The 253-nt window shown below is 57.3% G+C and carries 1 pseudogene; it reads left to right on the top strand.

Annotated features, from left to right (window positions below):
- Nucleotides 1-253: pseudogene (locus IV91_RS18825) on the top strand (hypothetical protein); the annotation flags it as partial.

The following is a 253-nucleotide window of genomic DNA, read 5'->3' on the forward strand; positions in this document are numbered from 1 at the left end:
GACGGCACACATTACATTTTTCTCAATGATCTCGAGGGCAATCGCTGGTGGTTCCCCTTGCCCGGACCCTGTCGCCCGGAGGATCTCGCTCTCCTGCTGGAAGCGTTGAAAACCCATTTGAACGGTCCTTTCACGGTATTTCCCCATGGCTCCCTGGTTCCCCTTTGTCGACAGAGTACAACGGCTTCTGGATGGAACCTGTTGCCCTACCCTCCGGTACTCGACCTGGATTCGCAGAGCCGCCCCCTCCGTT

It is taken from the genome of Ferrovum myxofaciens (assembly GCF_000735045.1).
Lineage (GTDB): Bacteria > Pseudomonadota > Gammaproteobacteria > Burkholderiales > Ferrovaceae > Ferrovum > Ferrovum myxofaciens.